This is a genomic window from Sulfitobacter sp. G21635-S1 (assembly GCF_027213915.1).
Classification (GTDB): domain Bacteria; phylum Pseudomonadota; class Alphaproteobacteria; order Rhodobacterales; family Rhodobacteraceae; genus Sulfitobacter.
Genome location: NZ_JAPWGV010000015.1, coordinates 1 through 23,367 on the forward strand (window position 1 = coordinate 1; position 23,367 = coordinate 23,367).

Sequence of the window (23,367 nt, forward strand, 5' to 3'; positions counted from 1 at the left end):
GCGCGGCGGATTTTGCCTCTGCCATCCCGGATGTTCGCTTCCAATGATCACATTGCTGCGCTCACATCAGGGCGCCAGCGGCAAAATCCCCTCGCGCGGGTGGGCGACAATGAATGTCAACACGACCTAGGGGTCTACGGCGAATATGCGATGCTGGAGGGGCGGCTGACCCATCGGCTGGCCTATGAGAACACCAGATACGAATCGACCTTCAACGGCGGCGCGCCGACGCTTACCCGGACCCAAGCGCTGAAATACCGGCTGAGTTTCGGCCTGGACGGGCGCAGCGTGGCAGAGGCCGGCCATCTGCTGAACCTGCTGCTTGAGACCGAGAAGGACAGCGGTTCCTCCAGTCCGCTTTACGGACGCGAATCGACATCCCCCGCGCTGGAATACCGCGGCAGCTTTGCCGATCTGGCGGCGGAGGGGCGCGCGGTGATCGTGTCACTGCATGACCTGGGGTTGGCGGCGCGGCACTGCACCCGCCTGATCGTCGTCGACAAGGGCGGCATTGCCGCCGACGGCCCACCGCAGGCGGTGCTGACCCCAGCGCTTGTCCGCGACACCTTTGGCGTCAGCGCCTTTCTGGAAGAGACGGCATCGGGGCTTGTCTTTCAGCCGCTGGACATACTGGAATGAGCGGCGTCACCCTTGTGCGGCCCTGGCTGAGCCTTGAGCTTGAGCGCGAGATGCAGGTGCTCAGCTGGGCCATCAACCAGCCCGGTTTCGTGACGGCGCGGCGCATCGTCTGGCGCGAGGTGCGCAATGCGGACCTGCCGAAAGAACGCGATGTCGCAGCCTGGCTGGCGCAGGAGCTTGAGGCGCAGAAGATGCAGGATGCCGTGGCCTTCCTGACCTCGCGCGATGTCTCCCGTTTCACCGACCAGAGCGCAAAGGCGGGCCGGTCGCTGATGGATCCGGACAATCCGGCCATGGCTGCCATCCTCAGGGCGCATCCGCACCGCGTTGCCCTGACCCGGCTGGGCCGGGTCGAGGTGTTTCAGATGATCGGCGGGCCGGATACCGGCGGCACCTCGCCCGAGGGGCCACATACGCATGTCTTGCCAAAACTTCTGCGCGCGGGGCGCACCCGTTCCGCCAATGCGCCGATCCCCGAAGGCTGGGTGCCCTGTGCGGGCTATCACCCCGAGAGCCCGGTTTCCGGACGGCTGGGAGAGGACAAGGCGTTCAACCGCGCCGCCTTTTACAGGTTTCAGGAAATGTTGCAGGCATGGGGTTCGCAGGAATACCTTTCCGCGAAATCACTGTGCCGGGCAGCGCTTGAACAGGAGCGGGAGCCGGGCAGCATCACCGAGCCTGCGACCCGGATCGGGCGCGCCGGGCTGCGCAACGGGCTGCGGCAATGGCGGCGTCTGCAGGGCGATTGCGCGCTGCTGGACCGCTGGAGCACTGCATTTGATGCCAGCACCCTGCCCGCGGAAACCGATGATGAAAATCCGGGGCACTGAAAAGCTAGCCGTACTGGCGGTATCACACTTCGCTGAAACCCGCAGGCCCGTTTCTGATGGTGCAGCGCAAAAGCTGATCCGCGCCGCACCTGGGACCGAACCTGCGGTCGATCCGGCGCGGGTGTCTCAGGCGTCAATATTGGCGTATTGGTTGCCTGCATTCGCATCCGGTTTGGACCAGTCGCGCTTGACGCCGAGATAGAGCAGGATCGCCGAGGCCACGAAGATCGAGGAATAGGTGCCCACGATCACGCCCCAGATCATCGCAAAGACGAAACCCCGGATCACGTCACCGCCAAGTGCAAAGAGCGCGATCAGCGCCAGCAGGGTGGTGAAGGAGGTCATCAATGTCCGGCTCATGGTTTCATTGATGGACAGGTTCAGGATCTCTTTCAGGGGGCGTTTCTTGTACTTGCGCAGATTCTCCCGCACCCGGTCAAAGACAACGACGGTATCGTTCAGCGAATAGCCCACGATGGTCAGAAGTGCCGCGATGATCGCCAGATCGAACCGGATTTCGAGCTCGGAGAAGATGCCGATCGTCAGCACCACGTCATGGACAAGGGCCAGCACGGCCCCTGCGGCAAACTGCCATTCAAAGCGCAGCCAGATGTAGATCAGCACCGCCCCGATCGCCAGCGCCACGGCAATCACCGCCGTCTGGATCAGTTCGCCCGATACCTTGGGGCCCACGGATTCGACCGAAGTGAACTTGATGTCGGGCCGCGCGGTTTTCAGCGCCTGTTCCACCGCTTCGATGGTTTCGACGGTGACCGCCTGCTGTTCGTCCTGCGCCTGGATGCGAATCATCGCCACGTTCTGATCGTCGCGGAAACTGGGGTCGAACACCTCGGTGATGGTGATGTCGCCCAGCCCCAGCTTGTCAATCGCATCGCGGTATTCCGCAACAACCACGGGGCGCGGGCTTTCGGTGCGGATCGTGGTGCCGCCGCGAAAGTCGATGCCATAGTTCAGGCCCTGGATCAGGAAGGAGGCAAAGGCGATGACCATCATCAGGCCCGAAATGCCCAGCCAGAGCTTCCAGCGTGCGAAGAAGTCGAAACTCGTGTCGTCCTTGATCATTCGCAAACGCATGTCAGACCTCAATTGTTTTGGGACGCGCCCGTTCAAACCAGATCACCACCAGCAGACGGGTGACAAAGATCGCGGTAAAGACGGATGTGATGATGCCGAAGCCGAGCGTGATGGCAAAGCCGCGCACCGGGCCGGAGCCCATGGCGAACAGGATCACGGCGGTGATCAGCGTGGTGATATTGGCGTCCACGATGGCGCTGAGCGCCTTTTCATAGCCCAGTGCAATGGCGCGTGCCGGGCCCTTGGCGGTTTTCAGCTCTTCGCGGATACGTTCGAAGATCAGCACATTGGCGTCCACCGCCATGCCCACCGTCAGGACGATCCCGGCGATCCCCGGCAGGGTCAGCGTGGCGCCGATCAGGCTGAGCAGGCCGAACAGCAGGCCGACGTTGATGACCAGTGCGATATTGGCAAAGATGCCGAACAGCCCGTAGCTCATGAACATGAAGGCGAGCACGGCAACAAAGGCCACGATGGTGGCCACCTTGCCCGCGTCGATGCTGTCCTGGCCCAGTTCCGGACCGATGGTGCGTTCTTCAAGAAAGTCGAGGCCGGCGGGCAGCGCACCGGCGCGCAGCAGCACCGCGAGGTTGGTCGATTCCTCGACCGTGAAATTGCCGGTGATGATGCCGGAGCCGCCGGGAATATGGCTTTGGATCACGGGTGCGCTGATCACTTCGTCATCCAGCACGATGGCAAAGGGAGAGCCGATGTTCTCGGCGGTGTATTTGCCGAATTTGCGCGCGCCCGTGGTGTCAAAGCGGAAGCTGACCGCAGGAGAGCCGTTCTGGTCAAAGGAGGGCTGCGCATCCACCAGTTCCTCGCCGGTGACCACCGGGGCGGTCTCTACGGTGTAATATTCGCCCTCGTTGTCCAGCGAGGGCAGCAGCGAATTGCCGATGCCGGGGTTGGCATTGGCATCGGTGCCGCGGCTGACCACGGGGTTGAAGGTCAGCTGAGCGGTGGTGCCGATGATCGCCTTCAGCTCGGCGGCCGAGCCGATGCCCGGCACCTGGATCAGGATACGGTCCGATCCCTGGCGCTGGATCGTGGGTTCGCGGGTGCCGACCTCGTCGATGCGGCGGCGGATGATCTCCAGCGACTGCTGCATCGTGCGTTCATCCGTGGCCTGCTTTTCGGCATCGGAGAGGGTGATGGTGATCAGCCCGTCATTGCCGCTCACGTTGATGTCGCTGGCCCCGGCCCCGGTCAGGGTCTGCACCGGGCGGGCAAGGCCGCGCAGGATCTCCATCGCCTCGGCCATCTTGGAGGCATCCTGCAGGCGTACCCTGAGTTCGCCGTCCGGGGCCTCCTGCCGGCGCACCGGGGTCAGGCTGCGCAGGGCATCGCGGACCTCGGGCCAGGTGGCCTCCATCCGGCTTTTGTAGACATCCTGCACCCGGACTTCCGCCAGCAGATGCGCGCCGCCGCGCAGGTCCAAGCCCAGATTGACCAGACCCGATGGCATCCAGCCCGGCCACAGATCGCGCTGCGCTTCAAGTTCGGGCGTGGCGCCGCCCTGCTCGATGGCCTTGACCGCGTCGTTGTGTTGTTCGACGGGGCTGTAAAACGCGTTGGGGAGCGCCAGCCAAAGTCCCACCACGCAGGTCAGGACAATGACAATCCGCTTCCACAGATCAATCTGAAGCATGCTCTTGCCTTTACATCACGGCCGGAAAGCCGGGTTATTTGGCGGGTTCGGTCTTGGAAACCACGGTGGCGATGGTGGATTGCACCACCCGCACCTTGACGCCGTCTGCGATCTCGACCTCGATCTCGCCGTCTTCCTTGACCTTGACGACCTTGCCGATCAGCCCGCCCTGGGTGACCACCTGATCACCCCGGCGCAGGCCAGCGACCATCGCCTGATGTTCCTTGGCCTTTTTCTGCTGCGGACGGATCAACAGGAAATACATGATCCCGAAGATCAGGATGAGCGGCACGAATTGCTGGATACCTTGCATGGAAATGGTCCTTCTGGGTGGGGCCGGCCGACCCCAAAGAGCGCGACCGCGAATTTTGCCGGAACCTAAGCGCGGTGAGGTCCATGTGCAAGGTGGAAAGGGCGCGACAAACGGCCCTGTTTGGCTTGGACCGGTGCCATTTACACGCCATAGTACGCAGATCACCCGAATGGACCGCAAAAATGACCTATGTGCCGATCCCCCTGCCCCCACATGTGCTGATGGCAATTGGCCTGCTTTTGGCTTTGGTCGTCCTCTCCGGTCTGGTCGTTCTGTTGCTGATGCCCAAGGAGATGGCCAAGCGCGAGGCGCTCAGCACGGTGCAAAGCCGCATGGGCCTGCGCATGATGCACCCCGCCGTCTTTGTCCTCGGCGCGATATTCTGGGGGGTACTGTTCGGGCTGCTCTGCATCGGATTGCTCTGGACAATCTTTGGCCTGATCTGGGGGCCGTTGCCATCCCCCGAACGGCTGCCGGGGCAAAGCAGCGCCATCTGGAACTGGCGATTTTCACTGGTGAAGCTCACCGCGTTGACAACGGTCTTGGCAGCGGTCATCGCCCTGCCTGTCACTCTGACCCGCCTGAAACTCACGCGGGATCAGAACAGACACGCCGCAGAATCGCTGTACAATGACAAGATGAACACTGCCGTTGCGGACCTCTATGCGCAGCGACAGGTGACAAAATGGGCCGAGAACAAGGCAGAAAACGGCTGGGAAGACGACATTCCACGTCGCAACGGGGCGATCGACAGATTTCTGGGGCTGACCGATGAAAACCCCGATCTACGCCCAAGGGTGGACAGGCTGCTGAGCGTCTATCTGCGCGAATTGTCGCGTGAGTTTCCGGCCAAGGAGCCGCCAGAAGACGCGTCTCCGACAGAGTTGCGGAAATGGGCCGCCAACCTGCAACCCGCCCGGTCCGACATGGAAAATGCGGCCCAAACCCTGAGCCGCCTGAACCGCAGCACAGAGGAAAGAGAAAAGGACAATCTGCCGGACTTGAAGGGCATGAACCTGCAGAAATTCGACCTGACCGGCCTGTTTCTTGCGCATGCGAACCTCAGTGGGGCGCAGTTGCAGGGGGCGGACCTCTTCGGGGCGCAGTTGCAGGGGGCGGACCTCTTCGAGGCGCAGTTGCAGGGGGCGGACCTCCGCAGGGCGCAGTTTGATGCTGGCACAGGCCTCAGCGCCGCTACTCTTCGAGGTGCGGCGCTGAGCTTTGTGGATTTTACAGATGTACCACAAATCGCGGATCATTTGGAGGAGGTTTTTGGCGACAGCACGGTGACACTGCCCGACGGTGTGGTCCCGCCTGCGCGCTTTGACGTGAAATATGAGAGCGGGCCCGACTTCACCACCGCATGGCGCGACTTTCAGCGTTCCATCGGTCAGGACCCCGCCGATCCCAAATAGCCTACCGTTCCGGCGCGATCTGCGCCATAAGGCGGCGCAACGACTCAAATTGCCCAAGGACGCATCCCATGCACGACATCCGCGCCATCCGTGAGAACCCCGCCGCCCTTGACGCCGCCCTGGCCCGGCGCGGCGATGCGCCGGTCTCGGCCGCTGTTCTGGAACTGGACGCGGCACGGCGGGGCAAGATTTCCGCTGCCGAAGCGGCGCAGGCGGAGCAGAATGCCGCCTCCAAACTGGTCGGCGCCGCCAAGGCCAAGGGCGATGAGGCGGAATTCGAGCGCCTGCGCGCCCTGGTGGGCGAGAAGAAAGCCGAAGTGGCCACCATGCAGGCCGAGGCCAAGGAGCTGGACGCGCAGCTGACCGACATGCTGGCGCGCATTCCCAACACCCCTGCGGATGACGTGCCTGACGGGGCGGACGAGGGCGACAACGTCGAGGTGAACCGCTGGGGCGAGATCCCCGCCTTCGGCTTTGCGCCGAAAGAGCATTACGACATCGCGGGTGTCGCAGCCTCGATGGATTTCGAGACGGCGGCGAAGATTTCCGGCAGCCGTTTCGTGCTGCTGTCCGGGGCGGTGGCGCGCATTCACCGGGCGCTGGCGCAGTTCATGATCAACACCCATGTGGAGGAAAACGGCCTCACGGAGGTGAACCCGCCGGTGCTGGTCAAGGACGATGCGATGTATGGCACCGACAAGCTGCCGAAGTTCGGGGAAGACAGCTATCGCACCGAGGAAGGCATGTGGCTGGTGCCCACCTCCGAAGTGCCGCTGACCTATATCGTGGCCGACACGGTTGTCGAGGAAAGCTATCTGCCGCGCCGCTATACCGCGCATACGCTGTGCTTCCGGTCAGAGGCGGGCAGTGCCGGGCGCGACACGGCGGGCATGTTGCGCCAGCACCAGTTCGAGAAGGTGGAGATGGTCAGCATCACCCACCCCGACGAGAGCGACGCGGAGCAAAAGCGGATGCTGCGCTGTGCGGAGGGCATACTGGAGGCGCTGGGTATCCCCTACCGCACCGTGATCCTGTGCACCGGCGACATGGGGTTCGGCGCGCGGCGCACCTATGACATCGAAGCCTGGGTGCCGGGGCAGAACACCTACCGCGAGATTTCCTCCGTCTCCACCACCGGGGATTTCCAGGCGCGGCGGATGAATGCGCGGTTCAAGCCGCGCGATGGCGGCAAGCCGCAGTTCCTGCACACGCTGAACGGCTCCGGTCTGGCCGTGGGGCGCTGCCTGATCGCGGTGCTGGAGAATGGCCAGCAGGAAGACGGATCGGTCGTGCTGCCCGAGGTGCTGGCGCCCTATCTGGGGGGCAAGACCCTGCTGTCGGCCGAGGGCGCGCTGGTCTGACGCCAGCCCGCCGCGCGGGGCGCCGGTGCGCCCTGCGTTGCCTTGACGCGCATCACGGCTATCTTTGGGAAAACCTCGTAACCTGAAGGCCCCCTGATGTCCCCTGCCCTGCGCCCCGCGATCGCTCTCCTTTGCTTCCTGCTGGCCGTGGCATTTGCCGTCTCGCCCTTTCTGGTGGAAGGATTTGCCGGGTTCGCCCCGGATCAGTTCCCGGTCCGCCAGGACAATCCGCCGGTGCAGCCTGCCGGCTATGCCTTTGCGATCTGGAGCGTGATTTACGGCTGGCTGATCCTGGGCCTCGGCTGGGGCTTGGTCCGTGCCCCGCGCGACGGGCAGTGGCATGACATGCGCCTGCCGCTTTGTATCTCGCTGGCGGTGGGCAGCACATGGCTGGCGGTGGCCTTGGCCAGCCCGGTCTGGGCAACGGTGCTGATCTGGGTGATGCTGATCGCGGCGCTTGCGGCGCTGTTCATGGCACCGGTGGCCGATACGCCCTGGGCTGCGCTGCCGGTCGGGCTTTATGCCGGGTGGCTGTCTGCCGCTGCCTGCGTGTCACTGGGGCTGCTCTCGGCCGGCTATGGCTGGCTGGATCAGAAGACGGCGGCGCTGGTTTTTGTGGGGATCGCGATTTTCATCGGCTGTTTCGTGCAATCGGCACTGCGCCGCGCACCGACCTATGGGATGGCGGTGATCTGGGCGCTGGTGGCTGTGGCGGTGGCAAACCGGGACGCGGTGCAGGTCGTGGCCTGGCTGGCCGCAGGTGGCGTGGTGGTGCTGCTGGTGCCGACCCTCGCGGCAATGCGCAGGCGCTGAGACGTGATCCGGAGTTTTTGAAAACTCCGGTCCGATTTTTTTTGAAAAAATCGCCCGCTGGCTCGATCCTTGAGATGGTCTTCGCGGCTTTGCGCAGGTGGACAGGCCCAGCGCGGAGTTTTTGAAAACTCCGGCCCGATTTTTTTGAAAAAATCGTTTCCCCGCTCAGTCCTTGCGACGGCCTTCGGTGTGTTTGCGCAGTTTGGACGGCTTGGCTTTCTTGCGGCCCTTGTAGGGGTTCGCGCCATTCTGGCCGCGCATCCAAAGGCGGATGGGCGTGCCGGGCATGTCAAAGTCGATCCGCAAGCCATTGACAAGATAGCGGTTATAGCTGTCCGGCACCTTGTCAGGATGGCTGCACATGACCACGAAACCGGGGGGCCGTGTCTTGGCCTGGGTCATGTAGCGCAGTTTGATCCGCTTGCCCTGCGGCGCGGGGGGCGGATGCGCCTCCATCATGCCCGAGAGCCAGCGGTTCAGCTGCGCGGTGATCACACGGCGGTTCCAGACCTCATAGGCGCGCATGATGGCATCATGCAGCCTGTCGAGGCCCCTGCCCGTCTTGGCGCTGACCGTGATCAGCGGCGCGCCGCGCAGCTGTGGCAGAAGCCGCTCGAAGGATTCCTTCAGCGCCTTCAGCTTGGCCTGGCGGTCTTCCTCGATGTCCCATTTGTTTACCGCGACAACCACCGCGCGGCCCTCGCGCTCGGCCAGGTCGGCGATGCGCAGGTCCTGCTGTTCAAAGGGGATTTCGGCGTCCAGCAGCACCACGACAACTTCGGCGAATTTCACCGCGCGCAGCCCGTCGGAAACGCTGAGTTTCTCCAGTTTTTCCTGCACCTTGGCCTTCTTGCGCATGCCTGCGGTGTCAAAGATGCGCATTGGCACGCCGTTCCAGTCGGTGCGCAGGGAAATCGCATCGCGGGTGATCCCGGCCTCGGGGCCGGTCAGCAGCCGGTCCTCGCCCAGGATCTGGTTGATCAGGGTGGATTTGCCCGCGTTGGGCCGACCGACGACAGCAACCTGCAACGGCTTGGCATTGGTGGGTTCCGGCACGGCATCGGTGATCTCGCCATCGTCTTCGGGCAGGTCCACATCCGTTTCGGGCGCATCGGTCTCGGCCTTGTCGGCATGGGCGTCGGCCAGCGGCATCAGCACGGAATAGAGGTCATTCAGACCCTCGCCATGTTCCGCGGACAGGCGGATCGGTTCGCCCAGGCCCAGCGAATAGGCTTCGATCACACCGGCATCGGCCGCCTTGCCCTCAGCCTTGTTGGCGGCGAGGATCACATGGGCGGAGCGTTTGCGCAGGATCTCGGCAAAGACGAGGTCCGTGGGCGTAACGCCGACGCGGGCGTCGATCATGAAGAGGCAGATGTCGGCCATGTCGACCGCGCGTTCCGTCAGGCGGCGCATCCGGCCCTGCAGGCTGTCGTCGGTGACTTCTTCCAGACCGGCGGTGTCGATCACCGTGAATTTCAGGTCGGCCAGGCGCGCGGCGCCTTCGCGCAGGTCGCGGGTCACGCCGGGCTGGTCGTCAACCAGTGCGAGGCGTTTGCCGACAAGGCGGTTGAACAGCGTGGATTTGCCGACATTGGGACGGCCAACGATGGCAAGGGTAAAGGACATGGTTCACAAGGCTCCGACAGGGCCGATGCGGCCCCTGAACCTCGCGCTTTAGACCATTAGCGGTAGGCGTGCAATTGCCCCTTGGTGGAGACCACATAGAGGGTGCCGCCGGCCACCACAGGTGCAGTGGTTGCGCCGCCGGGGATTTCGACCGTGCCGGTCAGGCTGCCATTGGTGGGATCAAAGCTGCGCAGCAGCCCGTCGTTGGATGCGATGATCACGCGGCCGCCTGCCACGATGGGGCCGTGGTGCGCCACCACTTCGGACTGGCGCCGCGGCTTGTCCTTGACGAAATTCGGCAGCGGAATGCCCCAGATGCGGCTGCCGTCGCCGGCATCCAGCCTGACAAGTTCGTTCAACTCGGTGATCGCAAAGACGGAATCGCCGATCGGCCAGACCGGGCCGATGGCGCCGTCGCGCGCGGTCCACAGACGCTGGCCGCTTTCGACGTTCAGCGCGGCAAGCCTGCCGGACTGGTTGCCGACATAGACGCTGCTGCCCGACACGACCGGCCCGGAGGTCACATCGGAGACGGAAGACAGGGCGCGCCCGGGGCGTTTGCCCACAACGGAAGCGTCCCAGCGCGGCAGGCCGCCGCGGCGGAAGACACCCTGCACCTCACCGGTGCCATAGGCAAAGATCACAAATTTGTCCGTCACCGCCGGTGCCGGTGCGCCCAGCACATTGTTGACGCTGCTGCTGCCGCCGACCTGCCATTCGATCCGGCCTGTGCCCTTGTCCAGCGCCCAGCCGGTGTCATCGCCCGAGGTGACATAGACCAGATCGCCATAGACGGTCGGGGTGCCCGAGCCTGAGGCCTCGAGCTTCTGGGTCCAGCGTTCGCCGCCGGTTGTCACGTCGAGTGCTGCCAGCACCCCGTAGCCGATGGAGACATAAAGCGTCTGGCCATCCACGGCCAGACCGCCGCCGGTGCCCTGCCCGGCCCGGTCGGTGACCGGTGTCAGATCGCGGGTCCACAGGGTTTCACCGCTGGTCGAGACAGCGGTGACCCGCGCGTCGGCGTCCAGGGTGAAGATACGCCCGCCCGCAACCACCGGATCGGCGGTAATGCGCTGCTTGCGGCTGTCACCGGCGCCGATGTCCACGGACCAGATCGGCTGCACGGTGGCGCGCAGCGCGGGATGGGTGGTGCGGTACTGGGGCGTGCCGATGCCGTGAGACCAGGAGGCATTGTTCGAGGTGCCGCCCAGCGCAATCGCGCGGCTGGTGTTCGGTCCCTTCTCTTCGCCCTCAAGCGGGGCGGCAAGTTCCGGGTCCTGCAGGATGGAGCGCACGGGCTCGCGTTTGCCCGGCAGATAGACCTGTTCCTCGGCGCAGGCGGTCAGAAGCAGCAGCGCTGTCAGCGCCCCGCCCACCATCCGGGCCCTGCCGTGGTTCTGCTTTTGCATCATGGTCCTGCCCATTCTCGTGCCCTCACCCCAAACCGTTTGTCCGGTTCTGATCAGTTTCCGACCGCTTGCCCGGTGACCGCGTCACCGGCTGCAATCGCGTTCTCGTCAAGCTCAGGTTCTCCACCCAGCGCCACAATCACCTGTAGGGCGCGCTGTTGCAAGTCCGAGGTGGTTTCCGCATCCTGTAAAATGGCCTGGTAGCGGGCAATTGCCGCCTCCGGCTGATCCTGCGCGATGTCCAGCAACGCCAGTTGCTCACCGGCCAGCAGCCGCAGCGGGTTGCCGGGCTGTGCCATCGCCTCCAGCGCCTGGCGGCGGTCTTCCACAGCCATGTCGGTATCCGGCAGGGTCATCGCCTTGAAACTGGCCAGCTGGCGGTAAATTTCCGGCACATCGCCGTCCACGGCAAGGCTTTCCAGGGTCTGGGCAGCGGCGGCGGTCTCACCGGCTTCGACCTGTTCGGCGGCGGTCAGCAACCGCAATACCGCCCCGGCCTCGGCCGATTGCGGGTCAATCCCGGCCAGTTGCTCTGCCCGGGCGGCCACGTCATTGGTCGCGAGCGCTGCCAGCATCGCGTCGCCCAGCGCCTCGGCCTGCGCCCGGTTCTGGGCTTTCGTGTATTCGTTCCAGGCCGCACCCGCCACGATCAGCACGACGGCCAATGCAGCGATCCAGCCATAGCGGCGGAACAGGTGGTACAGCCGGTCACGGCGGACCTCTTCGTTGACTTCGTCGATAAAGCTGTCTGTGTCGCTCATCAGGGCTGCCTCTGGTCCTTGGTTTTTCACCTCTTAACCCGCAGGAGGGAGCAAGCCAAGGGCTAGCAACCTGCTAGCAACCTGCACCAAATCGTGCATTTCGACAGATTCCCGCAAGAAATCCACAAAAAATCCCTCAACTAAACTAGGCAGTTCACTTTTAAAGTATTACATAGCCGAAAACGCGGCTGGCCGAGGGCTTGGCCAGCCGCCCCAAGCATGAGGCCGCGCGATGCGTATTTTCTCTATCCTTGCAGCCATTGCCGTGACTGCCATCCTCGCCATGTCGATCCTTGCACGCCCGCAGCTTATGGCCATGTTGGGCGCGGCAGATGCGGCGGATGCGCCGGTCGAAGCAGCACAGGCCGGGGCGGCGCCCGAGACGCCCGCTGCCGCGCCACAGCCGGAAACCCGGCGGGTCAAGGTCAGTGTAAGGCGATTCGAGGCGCAGCAGGTCGACAGCGCGGTCATTCTTCGGGGCCAGACTGAGGCCGCGCGCGAGGTCGATGTCCGCGCCGAGACTTCGGCAGTTGTCTCCTCCGCCCCGCTGCGCAAGGGAACCAAAGTGTCGCAGGGCGATCCGATGTGCGTGCTGGACGCAGGCACCCGCGGGGCGGCCCTGCAGGAAGCCCGGGCAAGGCTGAGCGAAGCCCGGAGCCGGGTGCCGGAGGCGCAGGCGCGGGTCGAGGAAGCCCAGGCCAAGCTGGAAGAAGCCAAGATCAACCAGAATGCCGCCTCGCGGCTGAGCGAGGACGGCTTTGCCTCGCAGACGCGGGTCGCCTCTTCGGATGCTTCGGTCGCCACGGCGCGGGCTGCGGTCAGCTCCGCCACCTCCGGGCTCAGCGCGGCGCAGTCGGGCATCGAGGCTGCAACAGCCGCCGTGGCCAGTGCGGAAAAGGAAATCGAACGGCTGACCATGACCGCGCCCTTTGACGGGCTGCTGGAAAGCGACACCGCCGAACTGGGCAGCCTGCTGCAGCCCGGTGGCCTTTGCGCGACAATCATCCAGCTGAACCCGATCAAGCTGGTCGGCTTTGTGCCCGAAACCGAGGTAAACCGCGTCAGCCTGGGCGCGCAGGCCGGTGCGCGGCTGGCGGCGGGCGGCGATGACCTCGTGGGTAAGGTGATTTTCCTGTCGCGTTCCGCTGATCCGCAGACCCGCACCTTCCGGGTCGAGATCGAAGTGCCGAATCCCGACCTGACGATCCGCGACGGGCAGACCGCCGAGATCGCCATTGCCGCGGCCGGCGTGCAGGCCCATCTGATTCCGCAAAGCGCGATGACCCTGAACGATGACGGGGCCCTGGGCGTGCGCATGGTGGACGAAACCGACACCGTCTCCTTTGCCCCGGTCAACATCATGCGTGACACTGCCAGCGGTGTCTGGGTCACCGGCCTGCCCGACCCCGCCAATGTGATCGTGGTTGGTCAGGAATATGTGACCGCCGGTGTCCAGGTCGATCCGACCTATCAGGAGGTCACGCAATGAGCGAGATCGTCGATTGGGCCGCCAGCCGTGCGCGGATGGTTCTGGCCTTTATCCTGCTGAGCCTGGTGGTCGGCGGCTATGCCTATTCCACCCTGCCCAAGGAAGGCGAGCCGGACATCGAGATTCCGGCGCTTTTCGTTTCGGTCCAGTTTCCGGGGATTTCCGCCGCTGACAGCGAAACCCTGCTGGTCAAGCCGATGGAAACGGAGCTTGCCGACCTGGACGGGCTGAAGACCATGACCGGCACGGCGGCGGAAAACTACGCCGGCGTCGCGCTGGAGTTCGAATTCGGCTGGGACAAGACCAAGATCATGGCCGATGTCCGTGACGCCATGGGCAACGCCCAGGCCGATTTCCCAGAAGGGGCGGAAACCTATTCGATCAACGAGATCAACTTTTCCGAGTTCCCGATCATCATCGTGAACCTGACCGGCCCGGTGCCCGAGCGCACGATGGCGCGGGTGGCCCGCGATCTTCAGGACGATCTTGAAGGGCTGGATGCGGTGCTGGAAGCGGGCATTGCAGGCAACCGCGACGAGATGCTGGAAGTGCTGATCGACCCGCTGCGGCTGGAGGCCTACAACGTCACGGCGAACGAATTGATCAGCGTGGTCCAGAACAACAACCAGCTGATTGCCGCGGGCGAGGTCGAGACCGACCAGGGCACCTTCTCGGTCAAGATCCCGTCGTCCTTTGATGACCCGTCCGATGTCTACAACCTGCCGGTCAAGACCAATGGCGACCGGGTGGTCACCCTGGGGGATCTGGCCGAGATCAACCTCACCTTCGAGGACCGCAAGGGCACGGCTCGGTTCAACGATGAAAAGACGCTGGCGCTGCAGGTGGTCAAGCGCAAGGGTTTCAACCTGATCGACACCGCGGCCCAGGTGAAGGAGATCGTCGCCGAACGCGCTGCCGCCTGGCCCGACGGGCTGCAGGCGGCCGTCACCGTCGGCACCTCCAACGACCAGAGCCGGGTCGTGGACAGCATGGTGCAGCAGCTGCTCGGTTCGGTCTTTACCGCCGTGGCGCTGGTGATGATCGTGGTGCTGGCCGCACTTGGCATCCGCGCCGCCCTGCTGGTGGGCTTTGCGATCCCGACCTCTTTCCTTCTGTGCTTCGCCTTCCTCGCGCTGATGGGCATTTCGGTGTCCAATATCGTGATGTTCGGCCTGATCCTGGCGGTGGGGATGCTGGTGGACGGGGCCATTGTGGTGGTGGAATATGCCGACAAGCGCCAGCAGGAGGGCGAAGGCCCGATGCGCGCCTATGTCGAAGCGGCCAAGCGGATGTTCTGGCCGGTGATTTCCTCTACCGCGACGACGCTTTGCGCCTTCCTGCCGATGCTGTTCTGGCCCGGTGTGCCGGGTGAGTTCATGGGCATGTTGCCGGTCACGCTGATCTTTGTGCTGTCGGCCTCGCTGGTGGTGGCGCTGATCTATCTGCCGGTGATGGGCGGTGTGACCGGGCGGCTGGAAAACTGGATGGCGCGTCAGATGAACGCGGTGGCGGCGCTGCCGCTGTGGCTGCACCTGCTGCTGTTCGTCGGCGCGGCGCTGCTTTTCGTGCCTGCCGTCCTGCTGATGGGCCCGACCCAGCCCAATGCCCCCGGCCTGCTGTTCCAGTGGATCGGCGCGCAGTTCGGCGGCATGGATGCGCTGTCGGTGTTCTCGGTGGTCAGCACCTTTGCCATCGTGTTTGCGATCATCGTGATCGCGGCTGCGGTTGGCGCGCTGGCGCTGGGGGGGCTGATGCTGGGGCTGGTCTGCCTCTTTGCGCTGATGACCCGTCTGGGCCGTGCGGGCCGCTGGCTGGTCGCGCGCATGTTCCGCCGCGAGCCCGACCGCATCCATGCAGGCTATCGCCGGAACGGGTTCGGCTATGTCATGGCCTTCATCGCGGGCAACCCGGTGATGCCGCTGGCCGTGGCGGGCGCGGTGTTCATCTTTGTCGGCACTGTGCTGATCTATTTCACCAACAACTCCAGGGGGGTCGAGTTCTTTGTCGAATCCGAACCCGAGCAGGCGATTGTCTATGTGCTGGCGCGGGGCAACCTGTCGCTGGAGGAAAAGGACCAGCTGCTGCATCAGGCCGAAGAGATCGTGCTGGCGCATCCCGGCGTTGATACGGTGTTTGCCTTTGCCGGCGAAGGCGGGTTGAACAGCAACACCGGCGGGGCGCAGACCCCCAAGGACAGCATCGGGCAGGTCCAGTTCGAGACAATCCCCTGGGAGGATCGTCCGCAGAAGGTCGAACCCTGGTTCACGATTCCGCTGCTGGGCACCACGGTGACCCGCCATACCCAGGACCCGGCCTATGACGGCGATGTCATCATCGACGACCTGACCGCGCAGCTTGAGCAGATCCCCGGCATCCGGATCGAGATCCTGGCGCAGGCGCGCGGCCCGGCCTCCGGCAAGCCGGTGCATCTGCGGCTGAAATCCGACAGCTACACCGATCTGGTCAAGGCCACCGAACAGGTCCGCGCGCAATATGAGAAAACGCCCGGCCTGACCCTGATCGAAGACACCCGCCCCCTGCCCGGCATCGACTGGCAGATCGACGTGGATGTCGAAAAGGCCGGGCGCTACGGCGCGGATGTGGTTTCTGTCGGGGCGATGGTTCAGCTTGTCACCCGGGGCCTGCTGCTGGACACGATGCGGGTCGATACCTCGGACGAGGAGATCGAGATCCGCGTGCGCCTGCCCGAGCAGGACCGGGTGCTGTCCACCCTCGACACGCTCAAGGTGCGCACCGCCGACGGGCTGATCCCGCTGTCGAACTTCATCACCCGCACGCCGGTCCCGAAACTGGCCGAGATCAACCGGATCGACCAGAAACGGTATCTGGACGTCAAGGCCGATGTGGCACCGGGGCTGATGAAAGTGGTGCGTGGCGATGCCGCCACCGGCGAGACCATTGCAACGCTGCGCCCTGCCCACGCAGGGGCGGCGGCGGAGGTGACCCTGCCGGGGGGTGCCGCCTATACCGTGATCGACCGTGCGGAGGCCGGCAAGGGTGCCGACCTGCAGGCCGATCTGGACAGTGGCGCATTCCGGCTGGTGCCGGTCAATGCAAACGAGCGGATCGCGGAACTGACCAAATGGCTGGACACCAAGCCGCTGGACCTCGGCGTGACCACCGAATGGACCGGCGACCAGGAGGACCAGGCCGAAAGCCAGGCCTTCCTGTCCTCGGCCTTTACCGCCGCCCTGGGGCTGATGTTCATCATCCTGCTGGCGCAGTTCAACAGCTTTTACAACGCGGTGCTGGTTCTGGTGGCGGTGGTGCTCTCCACCACCGGCGTGCTGATCGGGATGCTGGTCATGGACCAGACCTTCAGCATCATCATGACCGGGACGGGGATCGTGGCTCTGGCCGGGATCGTGGTGAACAACAACATCATCCTGATCGACACCTACCAGGAATACGAGCGCTACATGCCCCGGATCGAGGCGATCATCCGCACCGCGCAGGCGCGGATCCGGCCGGTGCTGCTGACCACGATCACGACAATGGCGGGTCTTGCGCCGATGATGTTCGGGCTCAGCCTCGACTTTGCCGCCGGCGGCTATACCATCGACAGCCCCACCGCGCTGTGGTGGAAGCAGCTGGCCACGGCGGTGGTCTTCGGGCTTGGCATCGCGACGGTGCTGACGCTGATGGTGACGCCCTCGCTGCTGGCGATCCGGGTCTGGGCCACAACCTATGTGCGCTGGGTGGCGCGCCTGCTGGCGCGGATGTCGCTGGGGCGGGCAAGCCAGGCGGCGCGGGACTGGGCGCTGGCCCGCGATGCGCGCCGCATGAAGCCGCAGGAGATCATCTGGGATGATGTACCTGCGCCGGTGCCGGTGATGTCGCCACGCCTGTCTGCCGCCGAATAGGCGGCTGACAGGCTGACCGGGAAGCGCGCAATGTGACGTGAGGCGCAAGCCGACCCGTCGCCTTCGGCTTGTTCCGGGCCCGGGTGTCAGTCATCGACGGCAGAAATCTCCGCGTCAAAGGTCCCGTCCTGGTCGCTGTCGCAAGACATGCGACAGGTCTTTCGGGCATTAGGTCGTGTTGACATTCATTGTCGCCCACCCGCGCGAGACAGATTTTTCCGCCCTGCCGCCCTATGCCGCGTCTTCGGATTGCTGGCGCTGCCAGAGCTGCGCATAACGCCCGCCGCGCGCCAGCAGGTCGTCGTGGCGGCCCTGTTCGACGATTTCGCCCTTTTCCAGCACCACGATGCGATCCGCTTCGGCGATGGTGGACAGGCGGTGCGCAATGGTGAGCACGGTCCGCCCCTGCCCTGCACGGCGCAGCGCATCCTGAATTTCCTGCTCCGTTTCGGTGTCGAGCGCGCTTGTCGCCTCGTCCAGCAGCAGGATCGGCGGATCCTTGAGCAGGGTCCGCGCGATGCCGACACGCTGCTTTTCACCGCCTGAGAGCTTCAAGCCCCTTTCGCCCACCGCCGTCTCATAGCCCAGCGGCAGGGACTGGATGAAATCATGTATCTGGGCATCGCGGGCGGCAGCCTCGATCTCTTCGCGGGTGGCGCCCTCACGCCCGTAGGCGATGTTGTAGAGGATCGTGTCGTTGAACAGCACCGTGTCCTGCGGCACCACGCCGATGGCGCGGTGCAGGCTGTTCTGGGTCACGTCGCGCAGATCCTGCCCGTCAATGCGCAGCGCGCCGCCCTGCACGTCGTAGAAGCGGAACAAGAGCCTGCCGATGGTGGATTTGCCCGAACCGGTGGAGCCGACGATGGCCACGGTTTCGCCGGGCTGTGCCTCAAGGCTGATGCCCCGCAGAATCTGCCGGTCCGGATCATAGCCGAAACGCACGTCATCCAGGGTGACGCGCCCGCCGGTGACCGTCAGCTCTGTGGCACAGGGCTTGTCGGTGATCTCGGCCGGTTGTTCCAGCAGCCCGAACATCTGCCCCATGTCCACCAGCGCCTGGCGGATTTCGCGGTAGACCGTGCCGAGGAAGTTCAGCGGTACGGTGATCTGGATCATATAGGCGTTGACCATCACGAAATCGCCCACCGTCAGCGTGCCCTTCTGCACGCCGATGGCCGCCATGACCATCACCGCGACAAGGCCCGCCGTGATCAGCAGGGATTGTCCGAAGTTCAGGAAAGCCAGCGAATAATTGGTCTTGATCGCTGCCTGTTCATAGCCCGCCATTGCGCTGTCATAGCGGGCGGCTTCGCGGCTTTCCGCGCCGAAATATTTCACTGTCTCATAGTTCAGCAGGCTGTCGATGGCCTTTTGATTGGCGTCGGTATCCTGATCGTTCATCTCGCGGCGCAGCTTCACGCGCCATTCGGTCACCGCAAAGGTGAACCAGACATAAAGCGCGATCGTCACCGCCACGACCACGGTGTACCAGAAGTCGAAAAGCACCGTCAGGATCACCGCGATCAGCAGTAGTTCAAGGATCAGCGGCCCGATGGAGAACAGCAGGAAACGCAGCAGGAAATCGACGCCCTTGACCCCGCGTTCGATGATCCGGCTGAGACCCCCGGTCTTGCGGGTGATGTGATAGCGCATGGAGAGCTTGTGGATATGCTCGAAAGTTTCCAGCGCCAGCATGCGCAGGGCGCGTTGTCCGACACGGGCAAAGACCGCATCGCGCAACTGCTGGAAGCCCACATTCATCAGCCGGGCCATGCCATAGGCGATGGTCAGCGACACCGCCCCAAGCGCCAGTATCGGGGTGCCTTCGCCTGCCAGCGCATCCACCGCATCCTTGTAGAACAGCGGCGTTGCCACCGAGATCAGCTTGGACACCACCAGGGCGACCATCGCCCAGACGACCCGGTGTTTGACCCAGGGCATGTCGCGCGGCCAGAGATAGGGCGCGACCTTGCGCAGCACGCGCATGGCGGACTGGCGTTCGGCCTGGTCTGCAAGTTGTTCGTCTGTGAGGAGTTCGGGGGGCGTATCGCTCCGCTTGGCAGAGGGGCTGGCGGTATCTGACGGCATGAAGGTTCCTATCGGCTGGAAACCCTACATAAGACGGGACAGCGGCGGTTGCCACCGCAACCGGGATATTCGGAATATCCGGCGCATCTTTTTCCGAAAGCGTGGCGTCCCGCCGTCAGTCGGGCAGGTCGAACACCTGGCCGGGATAGATCAGATCAGGGTCTCTGATCGCGTCGGAATTCGCCTCGAACACCCGGACGTAAAGCAACCCGTCGCCATATCTTTCGCGCGCGATGGCCCAGAGGGTCGCGCCCTTTTGCACCGTGATCGCCTTGATCGGGCCGTCCTGCCCGGCACCGGCGGCTTCCAGGGTGGCCACGGATTCGCGTTTGAACGGGGTTTCGACCCGGCTGGAGACCTTGCCTTCGGGGGTCACCTCGTCCACCCGCAGGGTATAGACACCGGCATCCACATCCGGCAGATCGCCGCGCCAACGGCCGTTTTCGTCGACCGGCAGGCTGATCACCGATTTATTGTCCAGATAGACACGCACCACCCTGGTGTCGGGCCGCGCACGTCCGGACAATTGCACCTGTCCGGCGTCGGAATAGCTGATGGTGTCCAGCGCGACCGATTGCAGGGCGTCCGGGCGCGGGGCATTCAGCAGTTCCACCCCCTCCTCCGTCGCCTTGAGCAGCGCGACGTTTTGCTCCGGCTCTGGCGTGTTTGTGGTTTCGGATGCTGCGGCGGCAGTCACCGGCTCTGACGCGGCCGGCGCTTGCACCGGTTCGGCATCGGCCGTCTCAACCGGCGCGTCGTCCTCCGCCGCCGGTTGCGCATCGGGTGCGGGCTCACTCTGCACCGCTGCGGTTTCGGGCGCAGATTGGGGGGCGGTGGTTTGTTCCGGGCGCGCGGCTTGCGCCACGGCTTCATCTGCGGGCAGCGGATCAGCGGATTCGCCTGGCGCCTCCGGTCCGGGCGCATCAGCCTGGACTGCAGGTGTCTGTTCTGCAATGGGTTCGGCATCAGATGCCGCGGTATCGGCGGCCTGAGCGACCTCTGCCACTGGCGGGGTTGTCGGCGCCAGGATGATGCTGTCGCGGGAAGTCGTGGTCTGCCCCCCCGGTGCGGTCTGGGACAGGCTGAGCACATGGCCCTTGCCGTCCGGCGGGATGATCGCAAGCGTCGCGAATTTGCCACTGCCATCCGCCGTGGCACTGGCGATGGCCGCACCGTCTTGCAGGATGTCGATCCGGGCACCGGGCGCGGCACGGCCGGCAATGACCGTCATGCCGTCACCTTCCCGGCGGACCTCATCAAAGGCCAGATCAAAGGCCAGAGCGGGTTCGGGCTCGGCAGATGCCATCTGGCCGGCGTCCTCCTGCGCGGGCGGATCCTGTGTGGCGGCGTTGTCCACCGCCTCACCCTCTGCCTGATCCCCCGCTGCACTGGCTTGCGCCGGTTCAGCCGGTTCAGCGGTATCTGCTGCGGCGGGTGCATTGGCCGTTTCGGCCTGCGGTATCTCGGGGACAAGTGCCACGGGCGCGGAGTTTGGCGGATATTCGGAACCGCGCAGCTGGAACCAGCTTGCCACCCCGATCACAACAGCGCCAATGGCCACAATCGTCAGAACACCTGACCGGCCGCCAAGCGCCGCCATTGACTTGCTCATGCAATCCATCCTTCCCCAAGGTTGAGCCTTTCTATCAGGCGCGATAACAGGGGTCAAAATCCCACTGCGGATGAATTTCAATTTCCATGCAAGAGGTGCCGAGATGACGCATACCCCTGGACCGAACTCTGTCTGTGTCTACTGCGGCTCCCGCCCCGGCACCGATCCGGCCTATAAGAAAGACGCAGAGACCCTGGGCAAAGGCCTGGCAGATGCGGGCCTGCGGCTGGTCTATGGCGCGGGGGATGTGGGGCTGATGGGCAGTGTCGCGCGGGCGGCACAGGCAGCGGGAGGAGAAACCTTTGGCGTGATCCCGCAGCATCTGGTGGCCTGGGAGGTCGGCAAGACCGATCTGACGACCTATGTGGTGACAGAGACCATGCACGAGCGCAAAAAGGTGATGTTCATGAACTGCGATGCGGTGGTGGTCCTGCCGGGCGGTGCGGGGTCATTGGACGAATTGTTCGAGGTTCTGACCTGGCGGCAGCTTGGCCTGCATGAAAAGCCCGTTTTCATCGTGAATACAAACGGATACTGGGAGCCTTTGATGCAGCTGGTGAAACATGTGATTGATCAGGGCTTTGCCGATGCCAGCTTGCTGGACTATCTGACACCTGTGGCGGATGCGGCAGAGACGCTCGCCGGGCTCAAGGCGCATTTCGGCTGAAGCGCGCCTTGATGCAACGCTTCAGCCTTTGCGTTCAAACCTCTGATTACGCGGCGATTTCCCTCGCGACCAGAGTTTCGATCTGATCGACGGGGTGGTTCGTGAGGGTTTTCGGAACCTCCGCGACAACCCGGTCCGCGACTTCCTTGTGGATCTCGCGCCGCAGCTCGCCCAGGGTGTGCGGCGGTGCGACCAGCACGATGCGGTCAAACGCCCCCTGGTGCGCTTTTCTGTACAGGATTTCGGCCAGTTCCCCGGCGAAACGATCCTTTGCCAGCTGGTGCCAGTCGGTGTCCTGCACCGCGGAGCGGTGGACGCTGGGGCCGTCGTTGAACCGCCCGCGCCGGTTTGCGGCCTGTTCGCGGTTGGGCGGATTGTCTTGCGCCTCTTCCCGGAACACCTCCAGGAACGGGTCTTCGCCGTCGGTCTGATTGACCAGGAACAGCGCCTTTTCGCCATCTGCGATCAGCACCCATGTGCCGTTTGTCAGCTTGGTCATGCGGTCTCTCCATGGTTGCGTTTGTCCTGTCCGGTGACGCGGGTGGTCCCTTCCGGATTTTCAGTTGCGCGCTTCTTTTCGTCCTGCGTTGCGACATCACGTTCAAGATTGCCGCCGGAGCGGCCTTGCTGGCCGATTTCGGTGGTTTCGCCGATGATCTTGTCGCTGTCTTTGCTGCCGTCTTTGGATCTGTGTCGCTCTGCCATATGGTGCCTCCTGTCTTTTGGGTGCTTAGGGATCAAACGCGGGAGGGCGCCACGGGGTTCCGACATGAAAACACCCCGCAGGCTGACCTGCGGGGTGTATCTGTCTGATCTCATTCGCAAAGCGCGCCTCAGAGACGGGAAGCGACGTTTTCCCAGTTCACCCAGCCTGCCGCATCGCGGCGGGCGTCGGTGACTGGGAGAGCGCCGTTTGCCTCAGAGACGGGAAGCGACGTTTTCCCAGTTCACCCAGCCTGCCGCATCGCGGCGGGCGTCGGTGACTGGGAGAGCGCCGTTTGCCTCAGAGACGAGAGGCGACGTTTTCCCAGTTCACAAGGTTGTCCAGGAAGTTGGACAGGTAGTCGGGGCGCGCGTTGCGGAAGTCGATGTAGTAGGAATGTTCCCACACGTCACAGCCCAGCAGAGCCGTCTGGCCGAAGCAGACCGGGTTCACGCCGTTTTCCGTCTTGGTGACCTTGAGGCCGCCATCGGTGTCCTTGACCAGCCATGCCCAGCCGGAGCCGAACTGACCGGCGCCTGCGGCCTTGAACTCGTCCTTGAACTTGTCGACGGAGCCAAAGCTCTCGTTGATGGCCTTTTCCAGCTCACCCGGCATGGCGGTGCTGTCGGGGCCCATCATTTCCCAGAACTGGTTGTGGTTCCACAACTGGCTGATGTTGTTGAAAATTCCGTTCTGCGCCACGGCAGAGGCATCGTAGGTGCCCTTGATGATCTCCTCAAGGGACTTGCCTTCCCACTCGGTGCCCTCAATCGCCTTGTTGCCGTTGGTGACATAGGCGTTGTGGTGCTTGTCGTGGTGAAACTCCAGCGTTTCCGCGCTCATGCCCTTGGCGGCAAGCGCATCGTGGGCATAGGGAAGGTCGGGAAGAGAAAAAGCCATCTTTGGGCCTCCTTGTTATTCAGAATTCCTGCCCCACAACAAAGCGCGTCAGGCGGGAAGGTCAAGGGGCCAATGGCCCTGCGCGACCGGATTTCTGGGTCGCGC

General features: G+C 64.0%; 18 protein-coding genes and 1 pseudogene. 8 read left to right on the forward strand and 11 right to left on the reverse strand.

Annotated elements, in window-relative coordinates; translation table 11 throughout:
- Positions 1-639, forward strand: a pseudogene (locus tag O4H53_RS14965) (ABC transporter ATP-binding protein); the annotation flags it as partial.
- On the forward strand, positions 636-1,469 hold the full coding sequence (locus O4H53_RS14970) for a DUF6925 family protein (RefSeq protein WP_269364967.1): 834 nt from the start codon (positions 636-638) through the stop codon (positions 1,467-1,469). The pseudogene O4H53_RS14965 and the gene O4H53_RS14970, both read left to right, overlap by 4 nt.
- A 126-nt stretch (positions 1,470-1,595) precedes the next feature.
- On the opposite strand, the gene secF is transcribed toward O4H53_RS14970, so the two are convergent.
- From secF to yajC, 3 genes are read right to left on the reverse strand one after another with little or no spacing between them, the layout of a single operon-like run.
- Complete coding sequence (secF, locus tag O4H53_RS14975; RefSeq protein ID WP_269364969.1) at positions 1,596-2,564, reverse strand: protein translocase subunit SecF; 969 nt, start codon at positions 2,562-2,564, stop codon at positions 1,596-1,598.
- Between the two features lies 1 nt (position 2,565).
- A complete protein-coding gene (gene secD, locus O4H53_RS14980) occupies positions 2,566-4,215 on the reverse strand; it encodes a protein translocase subunit SecD (protein WP_269364971.1) in 1,650 nt (549 codons plus the stop codon).
- Positions 4,216-4,249: 34 nt separating this feature from the next.
- Positions 4,250-4,528: a preprotein translocase subunit YajC gene (gene yajC, locus O4H53_RS14985; protein WP_067289430.1), complete on the reverse strand. Its 279-nt coding sequence runs from the start codon at positions 4,526-4,528 to the stop codon at positions 4,250-4,252.
- Positions 4,529-4,710: 182 nt separating this feature from the next.
- On the opposite strand from yajC, the gene O4H53_RS14990 reads away from it, so the two are divergent.
- The 3 genes from O4H53_RS14990 to O4H53_RS15000 all read left to right on the forward strand — a co-directional run bounded on the left by O4H53_RS14990 (position 4,711) and on the right by O4H53_RS15000 (position 8,117).
- Positions 4,711-5,943: a pentapeptide repeat-containing protein gene (locus tag O4H53_RS14990; RefSeq protein ID WP_269364975.1), complete on the forward strand. Its 1,233-nt coding sequence runs from the start codon at positions 4,711-4,713 to the stop codon at positions 5,941-5,943.
- 68 nt (positions 5,944-6,011) lie between these two features.
- Positions 6,012-7,304: a serine--tRNA ligase gene (gene serS, locus O4H53_RS14995; protein ID WP_269364977.1), complete on the forward strand. Its 1,293-nt coding sequence runs from the start codon at positions 6,012-6,014 to the stop codon at positions 7,302-7,304.
- 96 nt (positions 7,305-7,400) lie between these two features.
- The gene (locus O4H53_RS15000) at positions 7,401-8,117 is read left to right on the forward strand and encodes a tryptophan-rich sensory protein (RefSeq protein ID WP_269364980.1); all 717 of its coding nucleotides are present in this window, start codon (positions 7,401-7,403) and stop codon (positions 8,115-8,117) included.
- Between the two features lie 165 nt (positions 8,118-8,282).
- On the opposite strand, the gene der is transcribed toward O4H53_RS15000, so the two are convergent.
- Genes der through O4H53_RS15015 form a run of 3 tightly spaced genes read right to left on the reverse strand, consistent with a single transcriptional unit; the run spans position 8,283 to position 11,916 of the window.
- On the reverse strand, positions 8,283-9,746 hold the full coding sequence (gene der, locus O4H53_RS15005) for a ribosome biogenesis GTPase Der (protein WP_269364982.1): 1,464 nt from the start codon (positions 9,744-9,746) through the stop codon (positions 8,283-8,285).
- Between the two features lie 56 nt (positions 9,747-9,802).
- Entirely contained in the window at positions 9,803-11,170 is a 1,368-nt protein-coding gene (locus O4H53_RS15010) for a PQQ-like beta-propeller repeat protein (protein WP_269364984.1), read from the reverse strand.
- Positions 11,171-11,208: 38 nt separating this feature from the next.
- Positions 11,209-11,916: a hypothetical protein gene (locus O4H53_RS15015; RefSeq protein WP_269364987.1), complete on the reverse strand. Its 708-nt coding sequence runs from the start codon at positions 11,914-11,916 to the stop codon at positions 11,209-11,211.
- A gap of 232 nt (positions 11,917-12,148) precedes the next feature.
- Here O4H53_RS15015 and O4H53_RS15020 point away from each other — a divergent pair, with 232 nt between their 5' ends.
- Both O4H53_RS15020 and O4H53_RS15025 read left to right on the forward strand, forming a co-directional pair.
- Positions 12,149-13,405, forward strand: a complete 1,257-nt coding sequence (locus O4H53_RS15020) for an efflux RND transporter periplasmic adaptor subunit (RefSeq protein WP_269364989.1) — start codon at positions 12,149-12,151, stop codon at positions 13,403-13,405.
- Positions 13,402-17,289, forward strand: coding sequence for an efflux RND transporter permease subunit (locus O4H53_RS15025; RefSeq protein ID WP_269364991.1), 3,888 nt, complete (start codon positions 13,402-13,404; stop codon positions 17,287-17,289). The genes O4H53_RS15020 and O4H53_RS15025 overlap by 4 nt, the downstream gene beginning before the upstream one ends.
- A gap of 231 nt (positions 17,290-17,520) precedes the next feature.
- Here the strand turns inward: O4H53_RS15025 and O4H53_RS15030 are convergent, their stop codons facing one another.
- Together O4H53_RS15030 and O4H53_RS15035 are read right to left on the reverse strand one after the other, a co-directional pair.
- Entirely contained in the window at positions 17,521-19,380 is a 1,860-nt protein-coding gene (locus tag O4H53_RS15030) for an ABCB family ABC transporter ATP-binding protein/permease (RefSeq protein ID WP_269364993.1), read from the reverse strand.
- 115 nt (positions 19,381-19,495) lie between these two features.
- Positions 19,496-20,992 carry a LysM peptidoglycan-binding domain-containing protein gene (locus O4H53_RS15035; protein ID WP_269364995.1) on the reverse strand — a complete coding sequence of 499 codons (1,497 nt, stop codon included), beginning with the start codon at positions 20,990-20,992 and terminating at the stop codon, positions 19,496-19,498.
- 103 nt (positions 20,993-21,095) lie between these two features.
- Between O4H53_RS15035 and O4H53_RS15040 the strand changes: the two genes are divergently transcribed.
- Positions 21,096-21,659 carry a TIGR00730 family Rossman fold protein gene (locus O4H53_RS15040; RefSeq protein ID WP_269364997.1) on the forward strand — a complete coding sequence of 188 codons (564 nt, stop codon included), beginning with the start codon at positions 21,096-21,098 and terminating at the stop codon, positions 21,657-21,659.
- Positions 21,660-21,705: 46 nt separating this feature from the next.
- Here O4H53_RS15040 and O4H53_RS15045 read toward each other — a convergent pair whose 3' ends face one another.
- The 3 genes from O4H53_RS15045 to O4H53_RS15055 form a co-directional block, all read right to left on the reverse strand.
- Positions 21,706-22,158: a host attachment family protein gene (locus O4H53_RS15045; RefSeq protein WP_269364999.1), complete on the reverse strand. Its 453-nt coding sequence runs from the start codon at positions 22,156-22,158 to the stop codon at positions 21,706-21,708.
- Positions 22,155-22,364, reverse strand: a complete 210-nt coding sequence (locus O4H53_RS15050; RefSeq protein WP_269365001.1) for a hypothetical protein — start codon at positions 22,362-22,364, stop codon at positions 22,155-22,157. Before O4H53_RS15050 ends, O4H53_RS15045 begins: the two co-directional genes overlap by 4 nt.
- 298 nt (positions 22,365-22,662) lie before the next feature.
- Positions 22,663-23,262, reverse strand: coding sequence for a superoxide dismutase (locus O4H53_RS15055; RefSeq protein WP_114273101.1), 600 nt, complete (start codon positions 23,260-23,262; stop codon positions 22,663-22,665).
- Between the last annotated feature and the right edge of the window lie 105 nt (positions 23,263-23,367).